This window comes from Streptomyces sp. NPDC001714, from assembly GCF_042892755.1.
In the GTDB taxonomy this organism is placed as follows: Bacteria; Actinomycetota; Actinomycetes; order Streptomycetales; family Streptomycetaceae; genus Streptomyces.
The window spans coordinates 231,655-246,573 of the sequence record NZ_JBIAUL010000002.1 but is presented as its reverse complement, the minus strand read 5'-3'; the positions used below and the strand labels follow the sequence as shown (position 1 = coordinate 246,573).

General features: G+C 73.1%; 15 protein-coding genes. 7 read left to right on the top strand and 8 right to left on the bottom strand.

Going from position 1 to position 14,919, the window contains the following annotated elements; all coding sequences use genetic code 11:
- Positions 1–2: 2 nt before the first annotated feature.
- Positions 3–1,175, bottom strand: a complete 1,173-nt coding sequence (locus ACFY0P_RS05705) for a MalY/PatB family protein (protein WP_388907719.1) — start codon at positions 1,173–1,175, stop codon at positions 3–5.
- Positions 1,176–1,364: 189 nt separating this feature from the next.
- Here ACFY0P_RS05705 and ACFY0P_RS05700 point away from each other — a divergent pair, with 189 nt between their 5' ends.
- Positions 1,365–2,744, top strand: coding sequence for a S1 family peptidase (locus ACFY0P_RS05700; RefSeq protein WP_388907717.1), 1,380 nt, complete (start codon positions 1,365–1,367; stop codon positions 2,742–2,744).
- Between the two features lie 98 nt (positions 2,745–2,842).
- On the opposite strand, the gene ACFY0P_RS05695 is transcribed toward ACFY0P_RS05700, so the two are convergent.
- Entirely contained in the window at positions 2,843–2,998 is a 156-nt protein-coding gene (locus ACFY0P_RS05695; protein ID WP_351500593.1) for a hypothetical protein, read from the bottom strand.
- A gap of 153 nt (positions 2,999–3,151) precedes the next feature.
- Positions 3,152–4,300, bottom strand: a complete 1,149-nt coding sequence (locus ACFY0P_RS05690; protein ID WP_388907715.1) for an ROK family protein — start codon at positions 4,298–4,300, stop codon at positions 3,152–3,154.
- Positions 4,301–4,441: 141 nt separating this feature from the next.
- On the opposite strand from ACFY0P_RS05690, the gene ACFY0P_RS05685 reads away from it, so the two are divergent.
- Positions 4,442–5,641, top strand: coding sequence for a Gfo/Idh/MocA family protein (locus ACFY0P_RS05685; RefSeq protein WP_388907713.1), 1,200 nt, complete (start codon positions 4,442–4,444; stop codon positions 5,639–5,641).
- A gap of 41 nt (positions 5,642–5,682) precedes the next feature.
- Here ACFY0P_RS05685 and ACFY0P_RS05680 read toward each other — a convergent pair whose 3' ends face one another.
- A complete protein-coding gene (locus ACFY0P_RS05680) occupies positions 5,683–6,378 on the bottom strand; it encodes a L,D-transpeptidase family protein (RefSeq protein WP_388907711.1) in 696 nt (231 codons plus the stop codon).
- 193 nt (positions 6,379–6,571) lie between these two features.
- Here ACFY0P_RS05680 and ACFY0P_RS05675 point away from each other — a divergent pair, with 193 nt between their 5' ends.
- The gene (locus tag ACFY0P_RS05675) at positions 6,572–7,966 is read left to right on the top strand and encodes a pyridoxal phosphate-dependent decarboxylase family protein (protein ID WP_388907709.1); all 1,395 of its coding nucleotides are present in this window, start codon (positions 6,572–6,574) and stop codon (positions 7,964–7,966) included.
- Here the strand turns inward: ACFY0P_RS05675 and ACFY0P_RS05670 are convergent.
- Positions 7,952–8,770 carry an SDR family NAD(P)-dependent oxidoreductase gene (locus ACFY0P_RS05670; RefSeq protein ID WP_388907707.1) on the bottom strand — a complete coding sequence of 273 codons (819 nt, stop codon included), beginning with the start codon at positions 8,768–8,770 and terminating at the stop codon, positions 7,952–7,954. The genes ACFY0P_RS05675 and ACFY0P_RS05670 overlap by 15 nt on opposite strands.
- A 50-nt stretch (positions 8,771–8,820) precedes the next feature.
- Here ACFY0P_RS05670 and ACFY0P_RS05665 point away from each other — a divergent pair, with 50 nt between their 5' ends.
- Positions 8,821–9,357, top strand: coding sequence for a hypothetical protein (locus ACFY0P_RS05665; protein ID WP_388907705.1), 537 nt, complete (start codon positions 8,821–8,823; stop codon positions 9,355–9,357).
- Positions 9,358–9,421: 64 nt separating this feature from the next.
- Here ACFY0P_RS05665 and ACFY0P_RS05660 read toward each other — a convergent pair whose 3' ends face one another.
- Both ACFY0P_RS05660 and ACFY0P_RS05655 read right to left on the bottom strand, forming a co-directional pair.
- Positions 9,422–10,051: an MBL fold metallo-hydrolase gene (locus ACFY0P_RS05660; protein ID WP_351496758.1), complete on the bottom strand. Its 630-nt coding sequence runs from the start codon at positions 10,049–10,051 to the stop codon at positions 9,422–9,424.
- Positions 10,051–11,139: an S-(hydroxymethyl)mycothiol dehydrogenase gene (locus tag ACFY0P_RS05655; protein ID WP_388907702.1), complete on the bottom strand. Its 1,089-nt coding sequence runs from the start codon at positions 11,137–11,139 to the stop codon at positions 10,051–10,053. The genes ACFY0P_RS05660 and ACFY0P_RS05655 overlap by 1 nt, the downstream gene beginning before the upstream one ends.
- Before the next feature lie 218 nt (positions 11,140–11,357).
- On the opposite strand from ACFY0P_RS05655, the gene ACFY0P_RS05650 reads away from it, so the two are divergent.
- Together ACFY0P_RS05650 and ACFY0P_RS05645 are read left to right on the top strand one after the other, a co-directional pair.
- The gene (locus tag ACFY0P_RS05650) at positions 11,358–13,025 is read left to right on the top strand and encodes a rhodanese-like domain-containing protein (RefSeq protein WP_388907700.1); all 1,668 of its coding nucleotides are present in this window, start codon (positions 11,358–11,360) and stop codon (positions 13,023–13,025) included.
- Positions 13,022–13,771 carry a sulfite exporter TauE/SafE family protein gene (locus ACFY0P_RS05645; protein ID WP_388907698.1) on the top strand — a complete coding sequence of 250 codons (750 nt, stop codon included), beginning with the start codon at positions 13,022–13,024 and terminating at the stop codon, positions 13,769–13,771. Before ACFY0P_RS05650 ends, ACFY0P_RS05645 begins: the two co-directional genes overlap by 4 nt.
- A 126-nt stretch (positions 13,772–13,897) precedes the next feature.
- Here ACFY0P_RS05645 and ACFY0P_RS05640 read toward each other — a convergent pair whose 3' ends face one another.
- A complete protein-coding gene (locus tag ACFY0P_RS05640; RefSeq protein ID WP_388907696.1) occupies positions 13,898–14,185 on the bottom strand; it encodes a metal-sensitive transcriptional regulator in 288 nt (95 codons plus the stop codon).
- 92 nt (positions 14,186–14,277) lie between these two features.
- Here ACFY0P_RS05640 and ACFY0P_RS05635 point away from each other — a divergent pair, with 92 nt between their 5' ends.
- On the top strand, positions 14,278–14,859 hold the full coding sequence (locus ACFY0P_RS05635; protein WP_388907694.1) for a rhodanese-like domain-containing protein: 582 nt from the start codon (positions 14,278–14,280) through the stop codon (positions 14,857–14,859).
- Positions 14,860–14,919: the final 60 nt, after the last annotated feature.

Genomic DNA, 14,919 nt, shown 5'->3' with positions numbered 1-14,919 from the left:
CCTCACGCGAGCGCCGCCGCCATCCGGCGCACCGCCTCCGTGATCACCTCGGGCGAGGTGGCGAGGTTGAGCCGTACGTGCCCGGCGCCACCGGTCCCGAACGGGAGGCCGGAGTTCACGGCCACCCGGCCGCGGTCCAGGAAGACCTCGGCCGGGTCGTCGCCGAGGCCGAGGGCGCGGCAGTCGAGCCAGGCGAGGTAGGTGGCCTCGGCGGGCCGGTACCGGATGCCCGGCAGGTGGCTGTCGAGCAGCCCGGCGAGCAGGCGCCGGTTCTCGTCGAGGCCCGCGAGCAGGGCGTCCAGCCAGGCGGTGCCGTCGGTCAGCGCGGCCGTGTGGGCGATGACGCCGACGTGGCTCGGGCCGTGGCTGACCTCCTCCGGCAGCCGGGCGAGGTCGGCTGCGGCGCCCGGCCCGGCGAGGGCGAGCGCGGCCTTGAGGCCCGCGAGGTTCCAGGCCTTGGACGCCGACATCAGGGACAGCCCGCGGTCGGCGCCCGGCACGCTCAGGTACGGCACGAAGCCGACGCCCGGGGCGGTGAGCGGGGCGTGGATCTCGTCGGCGACGACCCGGACGCCGTACCGCTCGGCGAGGGCGGTGACGGCGGTGAGCTCGTCGGCGGTGTGGACGGTGCCGGTCGGGTTGTGGGGGCTGCACAGCAGATAGCCGGCCCGGCCGCCGCCGAGCCCGCGGAACGCCGCCTCCAGCACGTCGAGGTCGATCCGTCCGCCGGCGCCGAGCGGGGCCTCCACCACTCGCCGGTCCATGTTGCCGACGAACTGGTAGAACGGCGGGTACACCGGCGAGTTGACGACCACCGGGTCTCCGGGCCCGGTGACCAGTCTCAGCATCTCGACCACGCCGAGCATCACGTCGGGGACGATCGCGGTGCGGGCCACGTCGAGCCCGTCCCAGCCCCATCGTTTCGCGGCGAACGCGGCGAGCGCCTCGGCGTAGGCGGTGCCCGCCGGGTAGCCGGTGTCGCCGAGTTCCATCGCGTCCGTGACCGCGCGGACGACCGCCGGGGCGAGCGGCACGTCCATCTCGGCCACCCACACCGGGAGCACGTCCGCCGGGTAGGTGCGCCATTTCATGCTGGTACGACATCGCAGCCGGTCGAGGGTGAGGGCGCGCAGCGGGTTCGGTTCGCCCGGATTCTCCTGCGGGATGCTGGTCATGGGCTCAAGATAGGCGGCTGCGGCAGGCCCGGGAACGAGGCGTACGGCCGTGCCGCACTGCCACGGGATCGTAAAGATCACCACGGCCGTGAACACCCCGGGGGCCGCCCACGTATGGAGAGCAGGGCGCTCGACGACCGGAGGGCCCCGCGGTGCAGGCACCGCGCGTTCGGGGTTCGGGAGCCATGGATGAGGCACGCACGACGACGGGTCGTCCGGCGGGGGACACAGCTGGCGGCGGTCGGCGGACTCCTTCTGGGAGGCGCGATGGTCACCACGGCCATGGCGAGCGAGACTCCCGGCACGTCCGTCGTCCCGTTCAGTTCGGGCTCCGCGACCGCGGCCGGTGACACCGGGACCGCGCTGGTGGCGAAGCTCGGCACGGCCCGCACCGCGGGCAGCTGGATCGGCGCGGACGGCAAGCCGGTGGTCGCGGTCACCGACGAGCAGGCCGCGGCGATGGTGAAGCAGGCGGGCGCCGAACCCAAGATGGTGTCGCACAGCATGAACGAGCTGAAGGCGGCCACCGCCACGCTGAAGGCGGCGCCCCGGGTCGCCGGCACCGCGTGGGCGGTGGACTACAAGACCAACCGGGTGATGGTGGAGGCCGACAGCACGGTCTCCGCCTCCGACTGGTCGGACCTGAGCCGGGTCGCCGCGGGCATCGGCGGTTTCGTGCAGATGCAGCGCTCCGAGGGGACGTTCACCACCCGGCTGAACGGGGCGCAGCCCATCCTGTCGACGGGCGGCCGCTGTTCGGCGGGGTTCAACGTCACCAACGGGACCACCGACTTCATCCTCACCGCCGGTCACTGCGGTCCCGCCAACACCGTCTGGTTCGACGAGGGGCAGGGCAACGACCAGCAGGTCGGCACCACGATCGACACGCAGTTCCCGGGCAACGACTTCTCGCTGATCCAGTACGCGAACGGGAAGGCCGGCGACAACGCGGACGTGGTCGCGATCGGCAACGGCCAAGGCGTGCGGATCACCGGGGCGGCCGATCCGACGGTCGGCGAGAAGGTGTTCCGCAGCGGCTCCACCAGCGGGCTGCACGACGGCACGGTGACGGCGCTCAACGCGACCGTCAACTACCCCGAGGGCACGGTCACCGGACTCATCCAGACCAACGTGTGCGCCGAACCCGGCGACAGCGGGGGTCCGTTGTTCTCCAACGGCATCGCGCTGGGGGTGACCTCGGGCGGCAGCGGTGACTGCACCACGGGCGGGGTGACGTTCTTCCAGCCGGTGACGCGGGCGATGGCGGCGCTGAACGTCCAGCTGATCGTGACGAAGCAGGCCGCGACCGGCGGGCAGAGCGCCGCTCCGGCGCCGTCCGCGTCGGCCAACCACAGCGCCATCGCGCCGAGCGCGGCCTCGCCGGGTTCGTCGGCGCCGGTCACCGGGGACGACACCAGCCTGGTCGCCCGGCTCACGGACACCCGCAACGTCGGACCGGGCCTGCTGGTGATCGGAGGCAGTCTGATCGCGCTGGTGGGCACGCGCTTCATCCGCGCGGAACAGGACCGCAAGGCGTACCAGCGCTACTACTCGGCCACTTGGGGCTGACGGGGGCGGCGCGAGGTCTGCCGCGCGAGGTCTACGAGAAGGGCACCCGTTCGCCTGCGGGTGCCCGGGACGGGCGGTCAGGCCGTCTGGTCCGGCTGCTACGGGGTTGCCGCCGCCCATTCGAGGACGAGCCGCTGGTACTCCTCGCGCTGCTCGGTGCTCAGTGTCCCGCCCGACCGGAGCCACAGGGCCCGGATCTCCTCGTTGACCTCGTCGGCCGATCGCTCGGTGACGGTTTCAACAGTGGTGGACATGGTGTGAAGCATATGCCGGTCGACGTGAAGGCGCCGTGAGTAAGTACGACCGATACGGACATATCGGACCGTGTTACTCATCACGTCAATGTGTCAAGCACAGGCGGGAGTTCGGTGCGGTCCCGCAACGGCCGTCCGAGCGGAAACGGCAGTTCAGGCCCCGGCCCGACCGAGCACCAGCACCTGGATCGCCAGGACGGCCGCTCCCCGCGCCCAGTCGTGGAAGTCGGAGACCTTGGTCTCCAGACCGATCGGGGCGGCGAGCGGATGCCGGTGGGCGCGGACCGTGTCCCGCACCGTGTCGCCGGCCACCTCCATCAGGCCAACGCCTTCCCCGGCCAGCAGGATCTTCTGCGGCATCACGAAGTTGGCGATCTGCGCGAGCAGCGTGCCCAGCGCCCGGCCGGCCTCGCCGATCACCCGCGCGGCCATCGGCTCGCCCGCGGCGGCGCCGGCCAGGATCTCCTCGTACGACGCGTCACGGCCGGTGGCGGCCCGGACCTGGTAGCGGATGCTGGGGATGGTGAGCAGCGACACGGCGCTGCCGCGCTCGCCCTGCGGGGTGAGCGGGCCCAGGGGGTCGATGATCCAGTGCCGCCCGAAGCCGCGGTCCTCCTCGGCGCAGGGGACCCGCCTGCCGCCGAGCACCAGGCCGTAGCCGATACCGGCGCCGATGGTCAGCACGACGAAGCGGTCGAGTCCGCGGCCGGCGCCGAACCAGGTCTCGGCCTCGACCAGGGCGGCGACGTCGTTCTCCACGAAGACCGGCAGCCCGGTGCGCTCCCGGACCAGCCCGGCCAGCGGGACGTCACGCCAGGACAGGTAGGGCGACTCGCCGACCACCGCGTACTCGCGCACGAACCCGCCGACGCCGATGCCGATGCCCGCGACCGCGGGATGGCGGCCGGCGAGCTCGGTGGTCATCGCGGCCAGCAGGTCGGCGACGCCCTTCGGGTCATGACTGGTGAGCGGCCGGTCGAGGCGGGCGACGATGTCGCTCCTGAGGCTGGTGACGACGCCGTAGACCATCTCGTCGGTGATCTTGAAGCCGAGGAAGGACCGGGACTCGGCGACCACGTCGAGCGGCTGCGAGGGACGGCCCTGGCGCGCCTCCCCCGGGGCGCCCGTCCAGGGGGCCTCCACGAGCAGGCCGGACTCGATGAGCGGCTTGGTGAGGCGGGTCAGGCTGCCCTGGGACAGGTTCAGCCGGCGGGCCAGCTCGGTGCGCGACAGCGGGCCGTTGACGAGCACCTCGATCGCCACGGAGCGCTCCGCGGGGCTCAGCGGCAGCCAGTCGGTCACGGCATCCCTTTTCTTCCGAGACTGAAGCAACCAAGCCACCCTACTGTGCGCCGGGTGCGCCGCATAAGCGCCCTCCTCACACCTTTCCGGCTTCCTTCCGCCCCTTGACGGCAAGATTCTTCCGCGACGAAAGTAACCCCCATGACTTTCTCACTCGGCATCGTCGGCGCCGGACAGTTCTCCGGCCAGTTCGCCACGCTGTTCCAGGCCCATCCCGGCGTCGGCGACGTGTACGTCACCGACCTGCTGCCCGAGCGGGCGGAGAAGCTCGCCGCCGCCCAGGGTCTGGCGGGCACCTTCCCGTCGTACGAGGCCATGCTGGAGTCCGGCGTCGACGCGGTCGCGATCTTCACCCAGCGCTGGACGCACGGCCCGCTGGTCCTCCAGGGCCTGAACGCCGGCAAGCACGTGTACTCCGCGGTCCCCATGGCCATCACGACCGAGGAGATCGCCGCGATCATCGACACGGTCAAGGCGACCGGGCTGACGTACATGATGGGCGAGACCAGCCAGTACAACCCGGCGACCGTGCACGCCCGCAACCAGATCGCCGAGGGCGCCTTCGGGCGGCTCTTCTACGCCGAGGGCGACTACGTCCACGACATGGACCTGGGCTTCTACGACGCCTACCGCTACAGCGGCGGCGAGAACTGGAAGGCGACCGCCAGCTATCCCCCGCTGCTCTACCCGACGCACGCGGTGGGCGGGGTGCTCGGCGCCTGGCAGACGCACGCGGTGAGCGTGTCGGCGATCGGGGTCGTGGACGACCGGGGCGACGGCGTCTTCGACAAGGAGGTCAGCCAGTTCGGCAACGACGTGTCCAACGCGACCGCGCTGTTCGAGGTGGCGGGCGGCGGGTCGTTCCGTACGAACGAGTTCCGGCGGGTGGGCTACCCGTCCCACATCCGCGAGTCCCGCTTCCGGTTCTTCGGCACGGAGGCGAGCATGGAGCAGCTGGCGACGGTGGCGCTGTGGCAGGACAAGAACTGCGTGAAGGACATCAGCGAGCTGCTCGAACCCAAGCCCACCATGTCCCCTGACGACCCGTCCCTCCAGCACATCGCGCCGGAGCTGCGCGCGGCCTTCACCTCCGGGTCGGCGCCGGTGCACGACCGGGCGCGGCTGCCGCGGGAGTTCGACGCGCTGCACAACGGGCACGAGGGCAGCCACCACTTCCTGGTGGACGACTTCGTGACCGCGGTCAACACGCGCAGCCTGCCGACCGTCAACGCCTGGGTGGCGGCCCGCTACACCCTGCCGGGCATCATCGCGCACGAGTCGGCGCGGCAGGGTGGGGCCAGGCTGGAGATCCCGGACTTCGGGGACGCCCCGGAGAGCTGAGCCGGAGCCGCCGGCCGGGACCGGCGGCGGGCCGGGTGCCGTCAGGTGCCCGGCTTGCGGCCGTACACGTAGACGTCGTCGCCGGTCTTCAGCAGTGACCAGTACTTCTTGGCGGTGGTGGGGGTCATGTTGACGCAGCCGTGCGAACCCGGCGGGTTCCACATGCTGAGATTCACCGAGTGGAAGGCCTGCCCGCCGTCGAAGAACTGGCTGTAGGGCATCGGCACGTTGTAGACGGACGAGACGTGGTCGATGTCACGCCAGTAGATCTTCTTCAGACCGGTCCGCGTCTCGAACCCGTTCCGGCCGGTACGGACCGGCACCGGGCCGTAGACCAGCCTGTTGCCGTCCTGGATCCAGCTCAGCTGGAGAGTGAGGTTGACGCAGGCGATGCGCCCCTTGTTGGTCGGGCACTTGCCGTCCTTGTTGGGGTTGTTCCCGACGGCCTTCTGCTTGTTCATCAGGTCCATCACGCCCCAGGTGACGGGACCCGCGTACCCGACGGCGGGCGTGATGCCGTGCTTGTTCTGGAAGGCCTGGATCGCCTTGCAGTCGGCGGTGGACTGCTTGCCGTCGACCGGCCGCCCGAGGAACTTCTCCACCTGCTTCTGGTACGGCCCGGCCTGCGTGGTGCAGCTCGCCGCCTGCGCCGGAGCGGAGGTGAGGGCGAGCGTGAGCGGCGCCACAAGGCCCGTGACACCGAGCACTACGGCACTTCGTCTGCGTATGTCCCCCATATGACGTCTGTCTCCTTCTTCTGCACTGTGGTCTCGTCGTACTGGACCGCCCGATGCGCGGCATTGGTTGTAGCCCGGGGCGGGTCGTGACGAAACGGTTAACTTCGCCGCCGTGGCCGTCCCTGCCGACACCGGTCCACTTACCCGGAAGTGGACCGCGCCACAGCGTCGTGGCCGACCTAGTGTGCGGTTCATGCACCCCGCGCTCGCCGACGATCTCGCCCGGCTTCCCGAACTCCTCCAGTCCGCCCGCGACGTGGCCGCCCGCGCGGCGGCCGGGTCGGCCGAGCGGCCGGTGGCCGCGCTCGGGCCCGCGCCCGCGCGGGCGCCGCTGCCCGAGCAGGGGGAGGGTGGTGCCGGCGCGCTGGCCCGGTTCACCGAGCGGTGGGCGCCGGGGATGTCCGCCTCGGCCGGGCCACGCTACCTCGGTTTCGTCACCGGCGGTGTGACACCCGCCTCGCTCACCGGCGACTGGCTGACCTCGGCCTACGACCAGAACCTGTCCGGGGACGCCGGTTCCTGGGGTGCCGCCCTGGAGCGCGAGACCGTGGCCTGGCTGGCCGAGCTGTTCGGGCTCGGCGACGCGCACAGCGGCGCGTTCGTGACCGGGGCCACGATGTCGAACACGGTCGGTCTGGCGATCGCCCGCGCCTGGCTCGGGGAGCGGCTCGGGGTGGACGTCTCCCGGGCGGGCGCCGCCGCGCTCGGCCCGGTCGACGTGCTCTCCGGCAGCCCGCACTCCAGTATCGGCAAGGCCCTGTCGGTGCTCGGCATCGGCCGGGACCGGCTGCGCCCGGTGCCGCTGCTGCCCGGCGACCGGGAGGCGGTGGACGTGACCGCGCTCGACGCGGCGCTGGCCGCGCGGGACGGACGGCCGGCGATCGTCGTCGCCAACGCGGGCACCGTGAACACCGTCGACTTCGACGACCTGCGGGCGATCGCCGCCCTGAAGGAGCGGTACGGCTTCTGGCTGCACGTGGACGCCGCGTTCGGTGCCTTCGCCGCCCTCTCCCCCGCCCACGCCCCGCTCGTCGCCGGTCTCGACGCGGCCGACTCGGTCTGCGTGGATCTGCACAAGTGGCTCAACGTCCCCTACGACGCGGCCGTGCAGTTCACCCGCCGCCGCGACCTCCAGGTGGCCGTCTTCCAGAACGAGTCCCCGTACCTGGGCCCGCCCACCGGCACCCCGGACTTCCTGCACCTGACCCCGGAGAACTCCCGGCGGATGCGGGCGCTGCCGGCCTGGTTCGCACTGACGGCGTACGGCCGGGACGGGCACCGCGAGATCGTCGAGCGCAACGTCGCCGAGGCCCGCCGACTCGGCGCCGGCATCGGGGAATTGCCCGCCCTGCGGCTGCTCGCCCCGGTCCGGCTCAACGTCGTCTGCTTCACCCTCGCCGAGAACCCCACGCAGGAACGGGTGGCCGCGCTGGCCCGGGCGGTCGCCGCGTCCGGGGAGGCGTTCCTGACGCCGACGGTGTACGGCGGGGTGCCGGCGCTGCGGGCGGCGTTCAGCAACTGGCGGACCACCGGGGACGACACCCGGCGCGTGCTGGCGGCACTCGCGAGCGCCTCAGCGGCTGTCTGACCCGCGCCGGTCCTCCCGGTGCGGCCGCAGCGCCGCGTGGAACCCGCTGTGCACGGCGGTCAGTCCGCCGTCGACGCTCAGGGTGGTACCGGTGATCCAGGCGGCGTCCCGGGAGGCGAGGAAGGCGACGGCCGCGGCGACGTCCTCGGGCTCGCCGACCCGGCCGAGCGGATACAGCGACCGGACGGCGTCGAGTTCGTCCTCCCGGCCCGCCCAGGCCGAGGTGCGGACCGTGCCCGGCTCCACCAGGTTGACCCGCACCCCGCGCGCGGCCGCGTGGCCGGCGAGGGTGCGGGTCAGCGAGGCGAGACCGGCCTTGGCGGCGCTGTAGGCGTGGTTGCCGAAGTCGGCGCGGGCGTTGACCGAGCCGATGCTGACGATCGCGCCCCGGCCGGAGGCGGCGAGGTGCGGGAGGGCGGCGCGGCAGCAGCGCTGGGCGCCGGTGAGCGTGATGTCGAGGTCCAGTGCCCATCCGTCGTCCGGCTGGTCCTCGAAGAGGGGGAGGTCCGGGGTGCAGTGCGCGGCGCAGTTCACCAGGACGTCGAGCCTGCCGAAGGCGCCGACGGCCCGCTCGACGGCCGCCTCCACCGAGTCCCGGTCGGCGACGTCACAGGCGACCGCCTCCACCACCAGGCCCTGTTCGCGCAGCGCGGCCGCCGTCCGCTCCGCCTCGGGCAGGTCCCGGTCGGTCGCCAGCACCCGTGCGCCCTCCTCGGCCAGCCGGCGGGCGACGGCCGCACCGATGCCGCGGGCCGCGCCCGTGACGAGAACTCCGTATCCGGCAAAACGCGTCAGTCCGGTCATGACGACGACCGTACGGGCCGGACGATCAACAGGACAGATACCGTGCGCACATGACCGCGTTCCTGCAGCAACTCCCTGCCCTGATAGGCGTCGTGATCGGCGCGCTCGGTTCGTACCTCGCGGTGGTGCGGGGTGACCGGGCCCGGTTCCGGCGGGAGCAGGAGGCGCGCTGGGAGGAGCGGCGGCTGAGGGTGTACAGCGACTACGCGCGGGCGCTGAAGAAAACGGTGAACCTCACCTACCGCGTCGCGGCCCATCTCGGCAACGACCCGCATCCGCACCCGATCTCCCCGGCCGAGGCCGAGCCGCAGCTGGCGGCGGCCACCGACGGCCGTGATCCGGCCGGGGAGGCGCTGATCATGCTGGGCAGCCGGGAGGTGGTCGAGCAGGCACGGGAGTGGGTGACCGCGGTGATGGCCATGGAGCGGTTCATGCGTTCCGGGACGGTCGACCCGGACGCCTGGCAAGACCTCCTGGCACGGCAGCGGGCCTGCCGGGAGCGCTACTACACCGCCGTACGCGAGGATCTCGCGCTGCCTCCGGGGCACCCGGCGCTCTGGCCGACCCGGCCGGCGTCGGACGTCTGAGGGGCGTGCCGGTTCCGCGGTGGCCGGTGGCGGGCCTTCCGCGGAAGCCGACCTCATGTGCGGATCAGTGTCCCCGGGCGATCCACTCCGCCAGTTGGGGTGCCTCGGCGCCGATGGTGGTCGGGTCGCCGTGTCCGGTCAGGACCTTCGTCTCCGGCGGGAGGGTGAGGAGCTTGTCCCGGATGGAGTCGATGATCGTCGGGAAGTGCGAGTACGACCGTCCGGTCGCGCCGGGGCCGCCCTGGAAGAGGGTGTCGCCGGTGAAGACGACACCCAGGCCGGGGTCGTGGAGGCAGACGGCGCCGGGCGCGTGGCCGGGCGTGTGCAGCACGGTCAGGTCGGCGCCGGCGGCCTCGATGACCAGCCCGTCGGACAGGTGGTTGTCGGGGTCGCGGTCGGGATGCGTGAGCTTCCACAGCGGCAGGTCGTCGGGGTGCAGCCAGATCTTGGCGCCGGTGAGGTCCGCGAGGGCGGGCGCGGCGTCGATGTGGTCGTTGTGGGCATGGGTGCAGACGATCGCCTTCAGGACGCGGTCGTCGACCGCCTCGGCGATGGCCCGGGCGTCGTGCGCGGCGTCGATCACGATGACTTCGCGTTCGTCGCCGACGATCCAGACGTTGTTCTCGACGTCCCAGGTGCCGCCGTCGAGGGTGAACTGCCCGGAGGTGACGAGGCGTTCGATGCGCGTGGTCATCACAGCACCACCACCGAACGCAGCACGTCGCCGCCGTGCATCCGATCGAACGCCTTCTCGACCTCGTCGAGCTGGACGGTCTCGGTGACGAAGGCGTCCAGCGGCAGCCGCCCCTGCAGGTGCAGGTCGATCAGCATGGGGAAGTCCCGGGAGGGCAGGCAGTCGCCGTACCAGCTGGACTTCAGGGCGCCGCCGCGGCCGAAGACGTCGAGGAGCGGGAGTTCCAGCTTCATCTCGGGGGTGGGTACGCCGACCAGGACGACGGTGCCGGCGAGGTCGCGGGCGTAGAAGGCCTGCTGGTAGGTCTCCGGGCGGCCGACCGCCTCGATGACGACGTCGGCGCCGAAGCCGCCGGTCAGGCCACGGACGGCCTCGACGGGGTCGCTCTCGCGCGAGTTGATCGTGTGGGTGGCGCCCAGGGAGCGGGCCTTCTCCAGCTTCCGGTCGTCGATGTCGACGGCGATGATCTTCGCGGCGCCCGCAAGCCGGGACCCGGCGATCGCCGCGTCGCCGACCCCGCCGCAGCCGATCACGGCGACCGAGTCGCCCCGGCCGACGTTGCCCGTGTTGATCGCGGCGCCGATGCCCGCCATCACCCCGCAGCCGAGCAGTCCCGCGACCGCCGGGGAGACGGCCGGGTCGACCTTGGTGCACTGCCCGGCGGCCACCAGCGTCTTCTCGGCGAAGGCGCCGATGCCGAGCGCCGGGGCGAGCTCCTGGCCGGTCGAGGCGAGGGTCATCTTCTGCTTCGCGTTGTGGGTGTTGAAGCAGTACCAGGGCCGCCCGCGCAGACAGGCCCGGCAAGCCCCGCACACGGCACGCCAGTTGAGGATCACGAAGTCACCGGGCGCGACATCCGTGACGCCCTCGCCGACCGACTCCACCACTCCGGCGGCCTCGTGACCGAGCAGGAAGGGGAACTCGTCGGTGATACCGCCCTGCTTGTAGTGCAGGTCGGTGTGACAGACCCCGCAGGCCTGCACCTGTACGACGGCTTCGCCCGGCCCCGGGTCGGGCACCACGATCGTCTCGACCCGCACGGGCTCGTCCTTGCCCGGTGCGATCACGCCGCGTACTTCCTGCGCCATGGGCCTGCCCTTTCGTCGCTCTGCTGACGTGCTGACTTCCGACCCTACGCGGGAACGATCAGCGACGGCACGCATCGATCGACCCGGATCTTCCCGTACCGCCGCCGTTCGTGTCGCCACCACCTCCATCACATACCCCCCGGGGTACCTCTGCTACGGTGGCTCACATACCCCCGGGGGTAATTCACCAGGGGGATCGAGGAGAGGAGTGTGCTGCCGTGTCCTTCGTCGACACCATCGAGGTGCCCGGACTGGGCAACCGCAGCTATCTGGCGGGCGGCGCGCACGGCGCCGTCGCGGTCGATCCGCCCCGGGACGTCGACCGGGTGCTGGCGGCCGTCGCCCGGCGCGGGGTGCGGCTCACGCAGGTCGTGGAGACGCACGTGCACAACGACTACGTCTCCGGCGGGCTCGAGCTGGCCCGGCTGACCGGGGCCGCGTACGTGGTGCCGGCCGGGGCGCGGGTGGCGTACGAGCGGGTGCCGGTGGCCGACGGGGACGTGCTGGAGATCGAGACGGGCCTGGCGCTGCGCGCGCTGGCCACCCCCGGGCACACCCCGCACCACACGTCGTACGTCCTGGAGGAGGCCGGCCGCGCGGTGGCCGTCTTCACCGGCGGCTCGCTGCTGATCGGCACGGTCGGCAGGCCCGACCTGGTGGAGCCCCGGCTCACCGGCGAGCTGGCCCGGGCCCAGCACGGCTCTGCGCACCGGCTGGCCGCCGAGCTGCCGGACGGGACGGCGGTGCTGCCGACGCACGGCTTCGGCAGCTTCTGCTCGGCCGGGGACGCCGCCGGTCCGGGCACCACCATCGGCCGGGAGCGCGCGGTGAACGAGGCGCTGGTCAAGGACGTCGACACGTTCGTCGCCGAGCTGCTGGCGGGGCTCGACGACGTACCGGCGTACTACGCCCACATGGGCCCGCTGAACTCCGCGGGTCCGGCCCCCGTCGACCTCACGCCGCCGCGCCGGGCGGACGCGGCGGAGATCGCGGCGCGGCTGGCCGCCGGGGAGTGGGTGGTGGACCTGCGCAACCGGCCGGCGTTCGCCGAGGGGCATGTCCCGGGCACCCTGAACTTCGAGGCCGACGGACAGCTCGCCACCTATCTGGCCTGGCTGCTGCCCTGGGGCCGGCCGGTCACGCTGCTCGCCGAGACGACGGCCCAGCTCGCCGCCGCCCAGCGGGAGCTGACCCGCGTGGGCATCGACCGCCCGGCCGCGGCCGCCACCGGCGCACCCGAGGCCTGGCTGCGCACGGGCGAGCGGCCCCGTTCCTTCCCCCGCGCCACCTTCGCGGACCTGGCCGCACGCGGCACGGAGGACGTCGTCGTCCTGGACGTGCGCCGGGACACGGAGCGTGCAGGCGACCACGTACGGGGCTCGCTCCACATACCCCTGCACCACATCCGCGAGCGGCTCGGCGAGATACCCGACGGCACGGTGTGGGTGCACTGCGCGGGCGGGATGCGGGCCGCCGTCGCCGCCTCCCTCCTCGACGCGGCCGGGCGCGATGTGGTGGCCGTGGACGACGCGTTCGCGGCGGCGCGCGCGGCCGGGCTGCCGATGGCCCGGCTCACCCCGGCCGAGGCGCGGGAGCGCACGGACGCCGATGCCGTCCTGCTGGATGTCCGGGAGGCCGCCGAATGGGCGGCCGGACACGCGCCGCGGGCGGTGCACGCCCCGCTGTCCGGACTGGCGGCCGGGGCTCCGCTGCCGCCGGGCGCCGCGGACCGCCCGCTCGTCGTGATCTGCCACTCGGGCCGGCGCTCACGAGAGGCGGCGGCGCTGCTGACCGCCCGCGGGCTGGACGCGGTGGACGTCGTGGGCGGGATGACCGCCTGGTGCGCGGCAGGCCTCGCGGTGACCGCCGAGGGCACCGCCGGATGAGCGCGCTCCTGCTCGCCCTGGGCGCCGGGGCCGTCACCGGGCTGGCGCTCGGGGCCCTGGGCGGTGGCGGCAGCGTGCTGGCCGTACCGGCGCTGATCTATCTGCTCGGCTTCACCCCGGCCGCGGCCACCACCGCGAGCCTGGTCGTCGTCACGGTCACCTCGGCCACCGCGCTCGTCGCACACGCCCGCGAGGGCGCGGTGCGGTGGCGGGCCGGTGCCGTGTTCGCGGCGGCCGGGATCGTACCGGCGGCGATCGGCGGGGCGGTCTCCCGGCAGCTGCCGGCGGCGCTGCTGACCGGTGCTTTCGCGGTGCTCGCCGCCCTGGCCGCACTGCGCATGCTGCGGCCGACGGCCGTCCGGGCCACGGCGCCGGTCCCGGCTCGGGCCTCCCGGGTGGCCGGGGCGGGCGCCGGTCTCGGCGCGGTGACCGGGGTGCTCGGGGTGGGCGGCGGCTTCCTCGCCGTACCGTCCCTGGTGAACATCGTGGGGCTGCGGATGCGCGCGGCGATCGGTACGAGCCTCCTGGTCATCACGATCAACGCGCTCACCGCGCTGGCGGCGCGCGCCGGTTCGGCGGCGGACGTCGACTGGTCGGCCGTGGGCCCGTTCGCCGGGGCCGCGATCCTCGGCGCCTGGGACGGCAAGCGGCTCGCGGCCCGGCTCTCCGCGGGCACCCTCCAGCGGCTCTTCGCCTGCGCGCTGCTCGCGGTCGCCGCGTTCATGCTGGCCGACGCGGTCTGTTGACGGGCCAGGCGCTCCGCTGGAAGTGCCGCGATCAGTCGACTGCGGCGCAGTTGTGGCTGGTCGCGCAGTTCCTCCCCCAGCCTTCGGCCGGGGTTACCCCCAGCGCCCCTTTCGGGGCACTGCCGCTCAGGCCAGTGACAGGAACAGCTTCTCCAGCCGCGCCTTCATCTGCTCGGTCGTCTCACCGTCCGAACCACTCTTTTCCGGATCGGCGATGCACTGCTGGAGCCCGGTCGCGATGATCGCGAAGCCCGCCCGGTCCAGGGCGCGCGAGGCGGCGGCGAGCTGGGTGACCACGTCCTCGCAGTCGCGGCCCTCCTCGATCATCTTGATCACCCCGGAGATCTGCCCCTGCGCCCGGCGCAGCCGGTTCAGCACCGACTTGAGCTCGTCGCCCTCGAACTGAAGCTCCACGACCACCACTCCTCACATACCCGTAGGGGTATTTTACCCGCCCGCCGGGCGAAACCCGTCACTCATCCCTGCACGGAAGGATCGCACCCACCATGGCCACCACTCCCCCGAGCCCGGATCTCACCCCCGACCAGGCCCTCGCCCGCCTGCCGGAACTGACCGTCGTCGACGTCCGGACACCCGGCGAGTTCGCCGCCGGCCATGTGCCCGGCGCCCACAACATCCCCCTGCACGCCCTGCGCCGGGCCCTGCCCGCGCTCCGCGCCGCGGACGGCGAGCTCCTCCTGGTGTGCGCCTCCGGTGCCCGGGCCGAGAGCGCCCGGGCGGTCCTGGCCGAGCACGGCATCCCGGCGGCCACCCTCACCGGCGGCACGCACGGCTGGGCCGAGCGCGGTCACGAAGTGCACCGGCCGCGGGGTGAGTCCCGAGCGACGTGGGCCATGGAGCGCCAGGTGCGGCTCACCGCCGGGTCGGTCGTCCTCGCGGGCCTGGGCCTCGGGCAGTTGCATCCGGCGTGGCTGCTGTTGTCGGCGGGGGTCGCGGGCGGCCTGGTGTTCTCGGCGCTCACCGACACCTGCGGGATGGCCGCGGTCCTGTCGAGGCTGCCCCACAACCGGCCGCGCCCGGCCGACCTCGACGCGACCCTGGCGAAGCTCGGTTCCGCCCGTGGCTGACGGGCCCCGGGGCCGGGACCGGCCGTCGTAGCCTGGGGCCGTCGGAGGGCGCCGCCCACC

What these genes read in the sequence shown, in the direction of transcription:
- ACFY0P_RS05705 (WP_388907719.1), bottom strand. Translation starts at nt 1,175, where the DNA reads ATGACCAGCATCCCGCAGGAGAATCCGGGCGAACCGAACCCGCTGCGC.
- ACFY0P_RS05700 (WP_388907717.1), top strand. Translation starts at nt 1,365, where the DNA reads ATGAGGCACGCACGACGACGGGTCGTCCGGCGGGGGACACAGCTGGCG.
- ACFY0P_RS05695 (WP_351500593.1), bottom strand. Translation starts at nt 2,998, where the DNA reads ATGTCCACCACTGTTGAAACCGTCACCGAGCGATCGGCCGACGAGGTC.
- ACFY0P_RS05685 (WP_388907713.1), top strand. Translation starts at nt 4,442, where the DNA reads ATGACTTTCTCACTCGGCATCGTCGGCGCCGGACAGTTCTCCGGCCAG.
- ACFY0P_RS05680 (WP_388907711.1), bottom strand. Translation starts at nt 6,378, where the DNA reads ATGGGGGACATACGCAGACGAAGTGCCGTAGTGCTCGGTGTCACGGGC.
- ACFY0P_RS05675 (WP_388907709.1), top strand. Translation starts at nt 6,572, where the DNA reads ATGCACCCCGCGCTCGCCGACGATCTCGCCCGGCTTCCCGAACTCCTC.
- ACFY0P_RS05670 (WP_388907707.1), bottom strand. Translation starts at nt 8,770, where the DNA reads ATGACCGGACTGACGCGTTTTGCCGGATACGGAGTTCTCGTCACGGGC.
- ACFY0P_RS05665 (WP_388907705.1), top strand. Translation starts at nt 8,821, where the DNA reads ATGACCGCGTTCCTGCAGCAACTCCCTGCCCTGATAGGCGTCGTGATC.
- ACFY0P_RS05660 (WP_351496758.1), bottom strand. Translation starts at nt 10,051, where the DNA reads ATGACCACGCGCATCGAACGCCTCGTCACCTCCGGGCAGTTCACCCTC.
- ACFY0P_RS05655 (WP_388907702.1), bottom strand. Translation starts at nt 11,139, where the DNA reads ATGGCGCAGGAAGTACGCGGCGTGATCGCACCGGGCAAGGACGAGCCC.
- ACFY0P_RS05645 (WP_388907698.1), top strand. Translation starts at nt 13,022, where the DNA reads ATGAGCGCGCTCCTGCTCGCCCTGGGCGCCGGGGCCGTCACCGGGCTG.
- ACFY0P_RS05635 (WP_388907694.1), top strand. Translation starts at nt 14,278, where the DNA reads ATGGCCACCACTCCCCCGAGCCCGGATCTCACCCCCGACCAGGCCCTC.